Here is a 14,262-nt window from a genome sequence, read left to right as displayed (position 1 = left end):
ACATGTTCGGCGTCATGGGGGCGGACGTACGAGCGCAATGGCCCGTCAGCCCGGGGCGTGCGCCGCGAACCGGGCGAGGGCATCGTCCAGGGCGATCACATCCGCGTACTTGGAGTCCAGATCGAAGAGATTGGCCTCGTGGGGTTCCGGGTCACGGTCGGCCGCGGCCTCCCGTACCACCTGCGGCCGGAAGCCGTACTGGAGCGCGTCCAGCGTGCTGGCCCGCACGCACCCACTGGTGGAGAAGCCGCCGACGACCACGGTGTCGACGCCGCGATCGGCGAGCAGCCGGTGCAGGCCGGTGCCGAAGAAGGCGCTCGGGTAGTGCTTGCGCACCACCAGGTCGCCCTCCTCGGGCCGGCAGGCGTGGGTGAAGCCCGCGTAGGGGCTGCCCGCCCGGAAGGCGTCCAGACCCGGCACCTTGCGGTGGAAGTGCGGTGCGTCCAAGGCCGGGTCGCCGTCGTAGTGGACTGCGGTGAAGACCACCGGAGCCCCGGCCGCGCGGGCCGCCGACGCCAGGACTGCCATGGCGGTCAGGGCAGCGCCGGCGGTCTCCAGCCACAGCCGCGAGTCCGGCTCGGCGTAGGCGCGGACCGCGTCGACGAGCAGGAGCGCCGGGCGCTCGCCCCAGCCCACGCGGCGGCCGAAGCCGGCCGCCGCGTAGTCGCCGTCGAGCCGGCCTGCCACCTCAGATCACTCCGTCCGCGGCCAGCCGGGCGCGCTCCGCCTCGTCCAGGCCGAGCACGCCGCCCCAGATCTCCTCGTTGTGCGCGCCCAGTTCGGGGCCCGCCCAGCGGACCTCGCCCGGTGTGTCGGACAGTCGCGGCACCACGTTCTGCATGGGGATCTCCCCGAAGTCGGGGTGCGGCATCCGGACGATGGCCTCGCGCGCGGCGAAGTGCGGGTCGGTCAGCATGTCCTCGGCCGTGTACGTCCGCCCGGCCGGGACGCCCGCCTCGTGCAGCGCCGCGAGCAGCGTCTCGGCCTTCTGGCGTCCGGTCCACTCCGCGATCACCACGTCCAGCTCCACCTGGTGCGCACCGCGCGCGCTGTGGGTGGCGTACCGCTCGTCCGCCGCCAGATCCTGACGTCCCATCACCTCGGTGAGGCGGGAGAACACGGTGTCCTGGTTCGCGGCGAGCAGGACATCGACGCCGTCGGCCGTCGGGTAGACGTTGCTGGGGGCCACGTTGGGCAGGACCGCGCCGGTGCGTTCGCGCCGGTAGTTGCCGATCTCCCATTCCGGGATCAGCGACTCCATGTACGCGAGCACCGCCTCGTAGAGCGCGGAGTCCACGACCTGGCCGCGGCCCGTGCGCTCCCGGGCGTGCAGGGCCATCGTCGCGCCGTAGGCCGCCATCGTGCCGGCCAGGGCGTCGCCGAGGGAGACCCCGGTGCGCGACGGGGGCCGGTCGGGCTCTCCGGTGATGTGCCGGATGCCGCCCATCGCCTCGCCGATGGAGCCGAAGCCCGCCCGGGGGGCGTACGGGCCGGTCTGACCGTATCCGGTGACGCGGACCAGGATCAGCCGGGGGTTCAGGGCGGAGAGTGTCGCGTAGTCCATCCCCCAGCGCTCCAGGGTGCCGGGGCGGAAGTTCTCCACCAGCACGTCGGCCGTGGCGATCAACTCCCTTGCCAGTCGCTGGCCTTCGGCATGTCGAAGGTTGCAGGTGACGGACTTCTTGTTGCGGGCGACCACCGGCCACCACAGGGAGGTGCCGTAGGGGCGTTCGCGCCCCCACTGCCGCATCGGGTCGCCGCGGCCGGGGTCTTCGAGTTTGACGATCTCGGCTCCGTGGTCGCCGAGCAACTGACCGCAGAAGGGGCCGGCCAGCAGCGTGCCGGTCTCCACCACGCGGATATCGGAGAGGGGTCCAGTCATGTGCCGAGTGTAGATTTGGGAAACGCTGTTCCGCCAGAGGAACCAGGCAGGCAGAATGACGGACATGGAGAGAAGAGCAGCCGAGGCGGCCCCGTCCGCCGTCGGCATCGTCGAAGTCGCCCCGCGTGACGGGCTGCAGAACGAGTCCGAGATCCTGACGCCCGCCGAGCGGGCCGAACTGATCGCCCGAGCCGTCGCCGCAGGCGCGCGACGGGTGGAGGCGGTGGCGTTCGTCCACCCCGGCCGGGTGCCGCAGATGGCGGGAGCCGAGGAGGTGATGGAGCTCGTGCCCCGCACCGAGGGAGTGAGCTACTCCGGCCTGGTGCTCAACCTGCGCGGCCTGGAACGCGCGCTGGACAGTGGCGTGGACGAGGTCAACTGCGTCGTGGTGGCGAGCGACACCTTCTGCCGCCGCAACCAGGGAGTGGGTACGGAAGACGCCTTCACCGCCTGGGAAGCCGTCGCCGCTCGCGCCCACGCGGCGGGCGTGGCCCCCTCGCTGACCATCGCCGCGGCCTTCGGCTGCCCGTTCGAGGGCGAGACGCCCGAGGATCATGTGGTGGAACTGGCCCGGCGGGGCGCGCTGACCGGCGCGGCGGAGGTGGTGCTCGCCGACACCATCGGCGTCGCGGCCCCGGACGCCGTGACCCGGTTGCTGCACGGGGTGGCCGACGCCGCTCCCGGCACCGGACTGCGCTGTCACTTCCACAACACCCGGAACACGGGCTACGCCAACGCCGTGGCCGCGCTGCACGCCGGCGCGGGCTGGCTGGACGCGTCGCTCGGTGGCATCGGCGGCTGCCCGTTCGCCCCCGCCGCCACCGGGAACATCGCCACCGAGGACCTCGTCTACCTGATGGAGCGGATGCGGGTGAGCACCGGCATCGACCTGGTGGCCGCCGCGGACATCGGCCGCGGTCTCGGCGACCGGCTCGGCAGTCAGGTGCCCGCGCTGCTCGGCCGCGCAGGCGGCTTCCCGCCCGGCGTCACCGCAGCGGTCAAGTGAGCCGTGCCGTCCCGGAACCGCCCGTGTCCGCCGCCGATTCACCCACACCACGAGGAAATTGAGGGACCGTCATGGGAGCACACCCGCACGGCTGGTGGGTCCTGCTGCACATCGTGCTGTTCGTGTTCTGGCTCGGAGGAGATCTCGGTGTCTACGTCTCCAGCCGCTATGTGCTCGCGCGTGACCTGAGCTTCGAGGCCCGGTCGACGGCCCTGCGCATCATGGGTGTGCTCGACATGGGACCGAAGATCTGCCTGGTCCTGTTCCTGCCCAGCGGGGTGACACTGATGGCGCTCGACCCGCACGGCGCCTCCCTGCTGAACGCGTGGACCGCCACGGCCGCCTGGGGTGCCGCCGCGTGCTGGCTGTGGCTGACGGTGGTCGACCACCATCACCCCGGCCGGTATCCACTGGTGCGGTGGGTCGACTGGACCGTGCGCATCGGGCTGACGGTGGTCCTGCTCGGGGTGGGCGCGTACACGCTCTTCGCCGCCGAGCCGTTCGGTGTCACCACCAGCCCGCACTGGCTGGGCGCCAAGGTGATGCTCTATGCGACGGCCATCGCCTGCGGTCTCGGCATCCGGCTCACCCTGCGTCCCTTCGGGGCGGCCTTCGCCGCCCTGGCCCGGGACGGATCGACACCCGGGACGGAGGACGTCCTGCGCCGAGCGGTCAACGGCTGTGTGCCGTACGTCGCGGGAATCTGGGGCTCTGTGCTCGTGGCGGCGGCGCTGGGTGTCTTCAAGCCCGGCGCGTCCCTGTGATCGCACGGGAGGCGGGGCCGGCCCGGGAGCGGGCCGGCCCGGGAGCTCAACCGGTGCCGGGGCGGTGGCCGAACTCGGCGGAGATCCGTTCCGCGGCGGCCATCAGCAGCGGGACGCATTCGGCCATGCGGGGTTTGAACCGTGACTGCGGCCCCGCGACGCTCAGCGCGGCCAACACGTGTCCGTCGTGTCCGAGCACCGGTGCCGCGGCCGAGACCGATCCGCCCTCGCGTTCGCCCGTCGATGTGGCGTAGCCGCGGCGGCGGATGGCGGTGAGCTCCTTGCGGAGCTTCGCCGGGTCGGTGACCGTCCGGTCGGTGATCGGTTCCAGCTCGTGCCGGCTCAGGTACTCCTCGATCTCGCGCTCCGGCATGAAGGCGAGCACCACCTTGGAGGAGCTCCCCGCGTGCAGCGGGTAGGGGATGCCGAGCGCCACCTCGATGCGCAACTCCTGCTGCGGCACCACCTGGTCGACATAGAGACGGGTGTCCCCGCGCCGGATGGACAGCGTCGCCGTCTCACCGCACTGTGCTGCCAGGCGCCGCAGCTCGGGGGCCGCCATGGTGCGCAGGTCGGTCCGGGCCAGGTACGCGCGGCCCAGTGAGATGGCTGCCGGGCCGAGTGCGTAGCGGCGGGTCACCGGATCTGCCAGAACCAGGTCGCGGTTGCGCAGGGCGGTGAGGATGCGGTGCACCACCGCCTTGGTGATGTGGAGCTCCTGCGCGATCTCGGTGACGCCGAGGTCCGCCCGGCCGCTGCGGCCGAAGAGCAGGAGTACGTCCATGGCCCGCTCGACGGCGGCGATCGACCTGCTGCTGTTCTCCTCGCTCACGCTATTCCTTCTGCGGTGCCGGGCCGTTGGGGGGCCGGTCGGGGCGTTTGCGCCGACCATCGCCCAGCATAGGGCCGGGATTTCCCCAAGGGAAACGCGATCGCCGAGCTGTCACCGTTCGCCATTGACACCGAATGAAGCCCGTCGTTACGCTCATCGTGACACCGTTCCGCTAGAGGAAACAACATGAAGCCCGCTCGGGATGCCACACCTCAACGAACACACCGCCGGGAGGCGCCATGCGAGCCGCCGTCGACGAGTCCACTTTCCGGCAGACGCTGGCACGCTGGCCCAGTGGCGTCGCGATTGTCACGACCGAAGGGGCCCTCGGCCGCCACGGCATGACGGCCAGTTCCTTCTGTAGCCTGAGCCTCGACCCGCCCCTGGTCCTGGTGTGCATGGACCGCAGGATCCGCTCCCATCAACTGATCGAGGAGCACGGTGTCTTCGCGGTCAGTGTGCTCGGCCGTGACCACATCGACCTCGGCCGGCGGTTCGCCGGAATGGAGCCCGGGGTCAAGGACCGCTTCGAGGACGCCGGCTGGGAGACCCGGGTCACCGGCAGCCCGGTCCTCACCGACGCCGCCGCCTGGGTCGACTGCAAGGTCCGGCACGCCTACCCGGGCGGCGACCACACCATCTTCGTGGGCGAGGTGGTCGACGCCCGCGTGCCCCGGCTGGTCTCGCCGCTGCTCTTCCACTCCCGCGCCTGGGGCCAGATCGCCGACCCGCTGCCGGACGCGGTCACGGTCGCCGACGTGGGGTCGGCCGTGCAGCTCGCGCTGCGTGCCGCTCCCCGCCGGCCCGCCGCCCGCCTGCTCGACGCGCTCTCACGCGCCGGGGTGCGCGTCAGGCTGCCGGCCGGTCAGGCTGTCGGTGCGAGGGACGCCGAGGACCGCGCCCTGCCGGTCTCGGTCCTGGTGCCTGGCCCCGACGCGGCCGCGGCGGCGGCTGCCTCCGGAGTCACCGCCGTCGAATTCACGGTGGCCGAACGTCCCGGAGAGCCCGGTGTCCGACTCGCGGATGTGCCCGCGCTGCTGTCCGCGGCGGCCGGATCGGTCACCGTCGTCGGTCGGATCCCCGACGCGCTGAACCCTTCGCGAGCACCCCGTGTGCTCGACCTCGTGGCCGCGCTGCGCTCGGCCGGCTGTGACGAGATCGCCCTGGAGGAGGCCGAGGACACCGGGGGTGAAGCCTCCCCCGACCAGAGCTCGCCGTTGCACCTGAGACTGCTGCTCCAGGACGCCGTCCAACTGGCCGGCGGGATCCCGCTGAGGCTGTGTCTGCGTGACGACCACGGTCTCGGACTGGTCAACGCGCTCACCGCGATGAAGAGCGGCGTCCGCCACTTCGACACCGCTCTCGCCGGCTGCGACGGAACGCTGGACACCGAACGGCTACTGCTGCTCTGCTCCCGCATGGGCGTAGGGGTGCCGGTCGAGTCCGGCCCCCTCGCCGAGTGCCGCACCGAGCTGAACCGCCTCGTGCGGCGCGGCCGGCCCCGCCGCCCCGCCTGAGCGGGCCGCCTCCGCCGGATCCCGGACCGGCCCGGCTCATCCGCCGGGTCGCCGGATCCCGGACCAGCCCGGCTCATCCGCCGCCGTATCCGCACCACCGCTGACCGCACGCGGCGCACCGCGCCATCGCAATCCTTCCTTCGCCCACCCTTCCCGCCGAGGAGTCGACGCATGACAGCACCACGCCTGACAGGCGAGCGTCTTATCGATGCCATGACACCCGAGGAACTGGACCGAGCCCGACGGGTCGAGTCCGTACTGCCCGCCCTGCGCGAGGCCGCTGCCGGAGCCGACGCCGCCGGCGAGTTCCCGCTCGGCCACGTCGCCCTGCTGAGGGAGGCCGGCCTGCTGGGTCTGGTCGTTCCCGAGGAGTACGGCGGCCTGGGCGGCGGACTGCGCGACCTCGCTGCCGCGACCTTCGCCATGGGGACCGCCTGCCCGTCCACCGCCCTGGCCTTCTTCTTCCACAACACCAGCGCCTCGCGCGGGCTGCTGCCCCTGGAAGCGATACGCGCGGGTCTGTTCGAGGCCGGCGAGATCCCTGAGGTCACCGCCTTCGCCGAGCGGGTGCTGAAGGCGATGGCCGGCGGACAGTGGATGGGCAACTTCGCCAGCGAGTCCGTTAAGAGCTCCGGAGCCAACATCTCCATCGCGACCACCGCCCGTCGTACCGAGGGCGGCTGGCGACTGGACGGCGAGAAGTCCTTCGGCTGCGCCACCGGCGTCGCCGACGTCTACCTCGTCACCGCACGTCTGGACGGCGTCGAGGGTACGGACGGCCTCGCCCTCTTCCTCGTGCAGCGGGAGTCTCCGGGCGTGTCGTCCCGCGAGCCGTGGAACGGCATCGGCATGCGCGGCAGCGCCAACCACGGCATCCGCCTCGACGGAGTGACCGTGCCGGACGAGGACGCGCTCGTCGTCCCCGGCGCCTTCACCCGGATGCTCCAGGTCAGCCGCGGCAGCTTCGTGGGCAATCAACTCGCCATCGCCGCGGTGTACACGGGCGCGGCCCAGGCCGTCTACGACCACACCCTGGACCGCCTCACCAGCAAGACCTTCGCCGACACCGGGCGCCCCATCGCCGCCAGCCCCATGCACCAGGTGCTCATCGGCGACATGACCCAGCGCCTGGAGACCGCCTACCTGTGGCTCGGCCGCCAGCTCGAACTCGAGACCTCCGAGCCGCCGTTGCGTCCCAAGCCGGAGGTCTTCCGGCAATGGCGGCTGGGCAAGGGCTCCGTCACCGAGGCGTGCTTCGACGTCGCGCTCGGCGCGCTCAAGGCGTGCGGTACGTCCGGCGCCACCCTCGACGGGATCATCGGCCGCACCCTGCGCGACCTCGCCATGGGGCTGGTGATGACGTTCCCCGCGGAGCGTGGACGGCTGGAGGTCGCCAAGATGGCGTCCGAGGACCGGGCCACCGCACTCTTCGCGACAGTGGAGAGCGGTCGATGACCACGTCCTTCCACCCCGAGCCGGTCGCCGACCTCGTCGACGGGCGGCCGGGGGTCTGCCGCCCGCTCCCCGGCGGCTTGTTCCGGCAGAACCCCGTCACCGGCGAGGACCTCGACCCCGCGCGTGCCAGCACCGACGCCCGAGTGGAGAGCGCGCTGGACGCCGCGGACCGGGTGCACCGCTCCGGGGCCTGGGCCATGCAGCCCGACGCCGCACGGGCCGACGCCCTTGACGCCGCCGCCGGTGCGGTGGAGGCGCGGGCCGCCGACATCACCCTGGCCGAGAGCTTCGGCAGCGGGGTGCCGCACGCGCAGACCGCGGTTCTCGGCGTCATCCTCGGCGGTGCCTTCAGGCTGGCTGCCGCCCGGCTGCGGGGCTCGGTGCTCGTCAGCACTCTCACCCGTCCCGACGGGCGCCTTGTCACCGTGCGCAGGGAGGCCCTCGGCCCGGCCCTGTGTGTGGTCCCCTACAACGCACCGGCCCCGATGGCCGCCCACAAGGCGGCCTCCGCCTTGGCGGCCGGCTGTCCAGTGCTGGTGAAGGCACCCGAACTCAACCCCTACGGAACGCAGTTGATGGTGGAGGCCGCCGTCGCGGGGCTCACCGAGGCCGGCGCGCCGCCCGCTCTGCTCCAGCTCCTGCACGGCGACGCCGCGACCGGCGCCCGGCTGGTCGCCGACGACCGGGTGCGCGCGGTCTCCTTCACCGGCGGCACACCGGCCGGACGTGAGGTCGGAGCCGCCTGCGGACGCGCTCTGAAGCCCGCCCAGCTGGAACTGGGCGGCAACAACGCGCTGGTGGTCATGGAGGACGCGGACACCGCCGCCGCTGCCCGGATCGCCGCCGAACTGCTCACGACCCTCAACGGCCAGTGGTGCCGAGCCCTGGGACGACTCGTCGTGCCGGCCGCCCGCCAGGCCGAACTGGTCGAAGCCATCGGCGAGGTCCTGGCCTCTCTGCGGACCGGCGACCCACTCGGCCCCGACACCGGATACGGGCCGCTCGCGCACTCCCGGCACCGGGATTCCGTGCGCACCTCGGTTGCGGCCCTCACCCGTCTCGGCGCGAAGGAACACACCTTCACGCCGGTTCCCGACCGGGGCAACTGGCTGGCCCCGGCTCTGCTCACCGGCGCCCCCGAGGAGTACGCCCGCGGGGAGATCTTCGGCCCGGTGGCGACCGTCCACCCCTACGACACACTCGACGAGGCCGTCGCGCTGGCGAACTCCACCGGTTACGGACTGGAGGCATACGTGACGGGACAGGACGAGGAGGCCGCCCTCGCCGTGGCCGCCCGGATCCGGGCGGGTGAGGTCAAGGTCAACGGCTCCTCGGTGCTCAGCCTCCACATGGACACCCCGCGCCCCGCCTGGGGCCTGTCCGGCCTGGTCGACGAGGGCACCGACGAGACCCTGCTGCACTTCACCGGCAGCCGGGTCACCGGCGTCGAGGGCGGCTTCGCCCTGCACACCGCGGCCGGGCCAGGCGGAGGCACACGATGAGCGCACCCGCCGACCGCACGGCCTCCCGCGCACCCGCCGACCGGACTCCGGTACTCGTGGCGGGCGCCGGCCCCGTCGGTCTCACCGCCGCGCTCGTACTGGCCCGTGCGGGTGTGCCCGTCACCGTCCTGGAGGCGGGGGGCGCGCTCGCCGCCGAGTCCAGGGCCTCCACCTTCCACCCGCCGACCCTGGAGGTGCTGGACGGCCTCGGCGTGGCCGACGCCCTCGTAGCCCGGGGCCTGATCGCCCGTACGTTCCAGTACCGGGACCGTCACACCGGGCCGGTCGCCGAACTCGACCTAGCCGTGCTGAGCGAGGACACCCCGTACCCCTACCGGGTGCAGTGCGAACAGAACAAACTGACACCCCTGCTGGCAGACGCACTCGCCGAAATCCCAGGAGCCCAACTGCGCTTCGGATGCAAGGTGGCCGACGTCCGGCAGGACGACAGCTCGGTGACCGCCGTCCTCGACGACGGGCGCATCGTACGCGGGAGTCATCTGCTGGCCGCCGACGGCGCCCACTCCGCCGTGCGGCACTCCCTGGGCGTTGGCTTCGAGGGCATGACCTACCCGGAACGCTTCCTCGTCGCCTCCCTGGACGCGGACCTCACCACCGAACTGCCCGGCCTGGCACCGATCGCCTACGTGCTGGACCCCGACGAGTGGCTGGTGCTGCTGCGGACCCCGGACCACTGGCGGATCCTGCTTCCCACCCCGGACGGGACCTCGGACGAGGATGAACTCGCGCGCCTGGAAGATCGGTTGGCCAGGCTTCGGGCCGACATGGGCGTGGCTGGGCCCTGGCGGGTGGCGCATGCCAGTCTCTACCGGGTGCACCAGCGGGTCGCCGCCGGCTTCCGGCACGGGCGGGTGCTGCTGTGCGGTGACGCCGCGCACGTCAACAATCCGCTCGGCGGTATGGGTATGAACAGCGGCATCCATGACGCGGTCCTCCTCGCCACCCCCCTGGCGGCCCTCGTGCGCGGCGAGCCCGGCGCGGACGCCGAGCTCGACGCGGCCGCCGAAGCCCGACGGCTCTGCGCCCTCACCTACGTCGGTGCGCAGACCCACCGCAACTGGGAACGGCTACGGGTGCGCGACCCCGAAGCCCGTGCGGAGCTGCTCGCCGAGCTGCGCGCCACGGCCGCCGACCCTGTCCGTTCGCGCGGCGCCCTGCTGCGCAGCTCGATGATCGCCTCGCTGCGGCCCGTCTCCTGAGCGGTGCGCGGCGCCCGCCCGAGGAGAGGCCATGACTGACCAGAAATTGATTGAACGTCATAATCCTTCCCGTGTGCGGGAGTCCGTCGGAACTGTGCCTGTCGCGCGGGAGGGTGATGTCGGGCGGGCAGTGGCTGCTGCGGGCTCGGCCGCCCGCATCTGGGCGGCGGAGCCCGCGGAGGTGCGGGCCGAGGCGCTGCGTGCCGCCGCCGCGGAACTGGAGCGCCGGTCGGCGGACGCGGCCGTCCTGCTGGCCCGTGAGTCCGGCAAACCGCTTGCCGACTGCCGCGGCGAACTGGCGTTCTCCGCGGCCGTACTGCGCTGGTACGCGGACGCCGCCCCGTCCCTGCTCGCCGACCACGAGGTGGACGACGGGCAGGGACGCCTGGTGGTGCGCCGGCGCCCCTACGGCCCGGTGGCGGCGCTCACCCCGTGGAACGCGCCGGTGGTGCTCACCGTCCTGAAGCTCGCCCCCGCCCTGGCGGCGGGCAACGCCCTGCTGGTCAAGCCCTCTCCACTGGCGCCGCTCGCACTGGACGGGCTGCTGCGGAACGTGGCCGGCTGCTTTCCACCGGGTCTGCTGCACACCCTGCACGGACACGAGTCGACCGCCGCGGCCCTGGTGGGCCATCCCGGCGTGTTCAAGGTGGCGTTCACCGGTGGTGAGCGTGCGGGCCGCGCGGTCGGTGCGCTGGCCGCGGCGGCGCTCACCCCGACGACGATGGAACTGGGTGGCAACGATCCCGCGATCCTGCTGGACGACGCGGCGCTCACCGACGAGGCCATGGACCGGCTGGTCATGGCCTGCCTCGCCACCGCCGGTCAGGTGTGCATGGCCGTGAAGCGCGTGTACGTGCCCCGGCGCGCCCACGACCGCTTCACGGCGGCCTTCACCGCGGCTGCCGACCGGGTCGTCCGGCTCGGCGACGCGCTGCACCCCGGGGTGACGGTGGGCCCGGTGGTCAACGCGGCGGCTGCCGCCCGGCTCACCGCGCTCATCGGCGACGCGCTGCGGCGCGGCGCCCGTGCCACACCCCTCGGCACGGTCTGCCCCGACACCGACGTTGCGGCAGGCCACTTCGTCGCACCGCTCCTGCTCACCTGCCTCGGCGACGACGTCCCGGTGGTCCGTGAGGAGCAGTTCGGCCCTCTGGTCCCGGTGCTGCCCTACGACCGTGAGGACGAGGTGGTCGACCGGGCCAACGCCGGCGAACTGGGACTGGGCGCCTCGGTGTGGAGTGCCGACGAGGACCGCGCGTTCGCGTTCGCCGCCCGGCTGGACGCCGGCTTCTGCTTCGTCAACACCCACAACCGCACCGGCATGTCCCTGCGCGCCCCCTTCGGTGGCGTCAAGCGCAGCGGCCACGGCCGCGAGTACGGCGCGGAGGGGCTCGCGGAGTACACGCAGTCGTGCGTGGTGCACGCCCCCGCGGCCTTCCGGCCGGGCGGTGGCGGTATGGCGCCCGGAGCCTACCCGGTGCCGGGGTAAGCGCGTCCACGTGCCCGGTGCCGGGACGGGGAACCGTCCCGGCACCGGGGGTGGATCAGGAAGCGCCGGTGACCGTCACGCCCGGGTCGGCGGCGTCGCCGGTGTTCCAGATGTAGTCGGCCGCGGCCGCGTCCCCGAGCTCGGCCCGCAGGAAGCGGCCCGCCCAGCGTGCGGCGGCCTCGATGCTCTGGGCCTGCGTCAGGGACTGTGCGGAGGTCTCGCTCTCGGCGGGCGAGGGGCTCTGCACATCCGTGATCCCGTAGTGGTTGGCGCCTCCCACCCGCACGATCTGCTTGGGCGTGTTCTCCAGGTGGTTGTACGTCTGCTCGGCGTCGGACGGCGGCGCGATGCCGTCGGCGGTGCCCTGCACCAACTGCACCGGTATCTGGTTGTCGATATCGGCGAAGATGCCGAGGAAGGCGTTGTTGGTGCCGTAGAACGACGCGGCCTTGACCTGGCTCGGCAGGTCGAAGCTCAGCGCGGGACAGAAGACCGTGCTGCACGAGTCCTCGGCTGCGGCGAGTCCGGCGGCTCCGCCGAAGGAGTGTCCGAGCAGCACCATCTTTCCGCTGTCGATGCGCTTGTACAGCGGTGAGGAAGCGTCGTACTTCGTGTCCTTCATCCAGCTGACCGTCCGCGTGACCTGGTGCTCGGCCGCGTAACGCTCCCACTCGAAAATCATCAGACGGTAGTGGTTGGGCACGACGACGACGAAGCCCTGCCGGGCGATCGCCGTCGCGTACTGGGCGTACTGGGCGCGGTCCACCTTCGCGCCCTGCAGCAGCAGTGCCACCGGCAGGTCGGTGCCGCCCGAGGGGTAGTACACGTCGGCGTCGTCACCACCGTAGGTGGTCTGGTACATGGCCACCGCGGGTGTCGCAGACGCCTGCGCCGCTGTCGCCGACGCCGGCACGGGAGCCGCGAACAGTGCGGCGATCAGGGCCAGTGGTGCGATCAGGAGACGTGCTCTTCGGTTTCTCACGGACTCTCCGATGAGGGGAAGGGAACTCGGCTGTGTTCCTTGCTGGGAAACAGAGTTCCACTCAGGGGGACACTCGCGCCAGGTCTCGGCCCATGCGCAGTCAAAGCTTTCTGGCCGACGGCCCGTCAGGAACGGTGCACAGGCTGACATTCTGGGGCGGCTGCGGGGACGGACTCTTGACAGTGGGCCCGTCTGTTCGCTGTCATCTCCCTCACCCGGGAGTGGAACAGCGTTTCTACAATGGAAACGCCCGCCCCGTACTCGGAGGCCTCCATGCGTGTGCTTTCCCGCCTGAGAATCCTCGTGCCGGCCATCGCCGTGGCGCTGTCAGCTCTCGCCGTCCCGGCGTCCGCGCAGGCGGACACGGCTGCTACCGGCGTCACCTCGGCTTCGACCGACGTCGACGTCTCCTGTGCCGCCTTCACCTACCACCCGGACGCCGACTGGTACTTCCCGTCGGGTGCGGCCAAGGGGCTGATCTGGCTCCAGCACGGATTCGTACGGTCCGGCGCCAACATGGCGGACCTCGCCAACCACTACGCGGCCGCCGGCTACGTGGTGTTCGTCCCGACCCTGCCCAGCGCGGACATCTTCGGCTGCACGCTGCAGAACATCGGCAACAACAAGCCGTTCCTGAACAACGTGGCGACCCTGTTCAGCGGGGCGGACGGTTCGGCCAGCGCACTCGCGGCCAGTTACGCGCGTGCTGCGGCGAAGGTGGGGCGCACGGGCACCTCGCTGCCCACCAAGCTGCTGTTCTCCGGTCACTCCGCCGGGGGTGAGGCCGTCGAGTACGTCGCCGAGCGGCTGCGCGTCACCTCACCGGCGGCGTTCGCCCGGCTCAAGGGCCTCGTGCTGCTCGATCCCGTGACGTCCGTCATCGGTAAGAACAGCGCGGACTCGCTGGCCGGCCTGTCGGCGACCTCGCTCCCCGTGCGTGTCATCGCCTCGCCGCCCTACCTCTGCAACAGCGACGCCTCCGGCACCACCGTGCTCCGCAACGCCTACCCCGCCGCGCCGTTCCTCGGTGTGGAACTGACCACGGGATCACACGTGGACTCCGAGGGCGCGAGCAGTGACGGGGCCGCATCGCTGGCCTGTGGCACCTCGCAGGCCAAGAACATCACCGCTCTGCAGACCCTGGCCGTCGGCTGGGCGTCGGACGCCCTCTCGGGCACGACGACCACGACCTACTACCCCGGCGGTTCCTACTATCAGTCGCTCATCACGGCCGGGACCACCGAGACCCTCGCGGGCAGCGGCAGTTGACGGCCCGGGTGCCGCGAGCCCCGGCTCGCGGCACCTTCGACCCGTTCGCGCGCGGGGGTCAGCCCGCGTCGGACCCGGCATGGTCGACCACGGCCCGGTCGGCGAGGCGCGGACGCAGCCACGAGGCGAGCTCCAGATGTCGCGGATGGTTCTGGTACGCGCTCAGCCCGGCCTCGTCGTCATGCCGGGTGATCATGCACAGATGGAACGACACCGGTGAACCGACGGTGTCGAGGCCGAGTTCGATCGACCGTATCTCCGGTACGAGTGGAGCGAGTTCGGCCAGCCGGCGACGCGCCTCGGGCGCGGCGCCCGGGTGGGGGGAACCCCAAAAAAACAACAAA

The 14,262-nt window shown here is 72.1% G+C and carries 13 protein-coding genes; 8 read left to right on the top strand and 5 right to left on the bottom strand.

Features of this window, described 5'->3' with window-relative positions:
- Positions 1-45: 45 nt before the first annotated feature.
- Positions 46-687 carry an isochorismatase family protein gene (locus ABT025_RS23285; protein WP_350997641.1) on the bottom strand — a complete coding sequence of 214 codons (642 nt, stop codon included), beginning with the start codon at positions 685-687 and terminating at the stop codon, positions 46-48.
- 1 nt (position 688) lies between these two features.
- The gene (locus ABT025_RS23280; protein ID WP_350997639.1) at positions 689-1,882 is read right to left on the bottom strand and encodes a CaiB/BaiF CoA transferase family protein; all 1,194 of its coding nucleotides are present in this window, start codon (positions 1,880-1,882) and stop codon (positions 689-691) included.
- A 64-nt stretch (positions 1,883-1,946) separates the two neighbouring features.
- Here ABT025_RS23280 and ABT025_RS23275 point away from each other — a divergent pair, with 64 nt between their 5' ends.
- Together ABT025_RS23275 and ABT025_RS23270 are read left to right on the top strand one after the other, a co-directional pair.
- Complete coding sequence (locus ABT025_RS23275) at positions 1,947-2,888, top strand: hydroxymethylglutaryl-CoA lyase (protein WP_350997636.1); 942 nt, start codon at positions 1,947-1,949, stop codon at positions 2,886-2,888.
- Positions 2,889-2,959: 71 nt separating this feature from the next.
- The gene (locus ABT025_RS23270; RefSeq protein ID WP_350997633.1) at positions 2,960-3,652 is read left to right on the top strand and encodes a hypothetical protein; all 693 of its coding nucleotides are present in this window, start codon (positions 2,960-2,962) and stop codon (positions 3,650-3,652) included.
- Between the two features lie 46 nt (positions 3,653-3,698).
- Here the strand turns inward: ABT025_RS23270 and ABT025_RS23265 are convergent, their stop codons facing one another.
- On the bottom strand, positions 3,699-4,484 hold the full coding sequence (locus tag ABT025_RS23265) for an IclR family transcriptional regulator (RefSeq protein WP_350997631.1): 786 nt from the start codon (positions 4,482-4,484) through the stop codon (positions 3,699-3,701).
- Positions 4,485-4,723: 239 nt separating this feature from the next.
- Between ABT025_RS23265 and ABT025_RS23260 the strand changes: the two genes are divergently transcribed.
- The 5 genes from ABT025_RS23260 (at position 4,724) to ABT025_RS23240 (ending at position 11,667) form a co-directional block, all read left to right on the top strand.
- Positions 4,724-6,001, top strand: coding sequence for a flavin reductase (locus tag ABT025_RS23260; RefSeq protein WP_350997628.1), 1,278 nt, complete (start codon positions 4,724-4,726; stop codon positions 5,999-6,001).
- A gap of 171 nt (positions 6,002-6,172) precedes the next feature.
- A complete protein-coding gene (locus ABT025_RS23255) occupies positions 6,173-7,456 on the top strand; it encodes an acyl-CoA dehydrogenase family protein (protein ID WP_219573256.1) in 1,284 nt (427 codons plus the stop codon).
- Positions 7,453-8,958 carry an aldehyde dehydrogenase family protein gene (locus ABT025_RS23250; protein WP_350997624.1) on the top strand — a complete coding sequence of 502 codons (1,506 nt, stop codon included), beginning with the start codon at positions 7,453-7,455 and terminating at the stop codon, positions 8,956-8,958. The genes ABT025_RS23255 and ABT025_RS23250 overlap by 4 nt, the downstream gene beginning before the upstream one ends.
- A complete protein-coding gene (locus ABT025_RS23245; protein ID WP_350997621.1) occupies positions 8,955-10,178 on the top strand; it encodes an FAD-dependent oxidoreductase in 1,224 nt (407 codons plus the stop codon). Before ABT025_RS23250 ends, ABT025_RS23245 begins: the two co-directional genes overlap by 4 nt.
- A gap of 31 nt (positions 10,179-10,209) precedes the next feature.
- Entirely contained in the window at positions 10,210-11,667 is a 1,458-nt protein-coding gene (locus ABT025_RS23240) for an aldehyde dehydrogenase family protein (RefSeq protein WP_350997618.1), read from the top strand.
- 55 nt (positions 11,668-11,722) lie between these two features.
- Here the strand turns inward: ABT025_RS23240 and ABT025_RS23235 are convergent, their stop codons facing one another.
- Positions 11,723-12,649 (bottom strand): alpha/beta hydrolase family protein, encoded by a 927-nt coding sequence (locus ABT025_RS23235; protein WP_350997615.1) that lies wholly within the window; start codon positions 12,647-12,649, stop codon positions 11,723-11,725.
- A gap of 273 nt (positions 12,650-12,922) precedes the next feature.
- Here ABT025_RS23235 and ABT025_RS23230 point away from each other — a divergent pair, with 273 nt between their 5' ends.
- Positions 12,923-13,918, top strand: coding sequence for an alpha/beta hydrolase (locus tag ABT025_RS23230; protein ID WP_330828028.1), 996 nt, complete (start codon positions 12,923-12,925; stop codon positions 13,916-13,918).
- A gap of 58 nt (positions 13,919-13,976) precedes the next feature.
- Here the strand turns inward: ABT025_RS23230 and ABT025_RS23225 are convergent.
- The coding region (locus ABT025_RS23225) for a Dabb family protein (protein WP_350997611.1) at positions 13,977-14,262 on the bottom strand (286 nt) is incomplete at its 5' end.

The organism is Streptomyces sp. NPDC002809, assembly GCF_040295435.1.
Lineage (GTDB): Bacteria > Actinomycetota > Actinomycetes > Streptomycetales > Streptomycetaceae > Streptomyces.
Note: the sequence above shows the minus strand (reverse complement) of the source record. Positions and strands in the feature narration are given on the sequence as shown.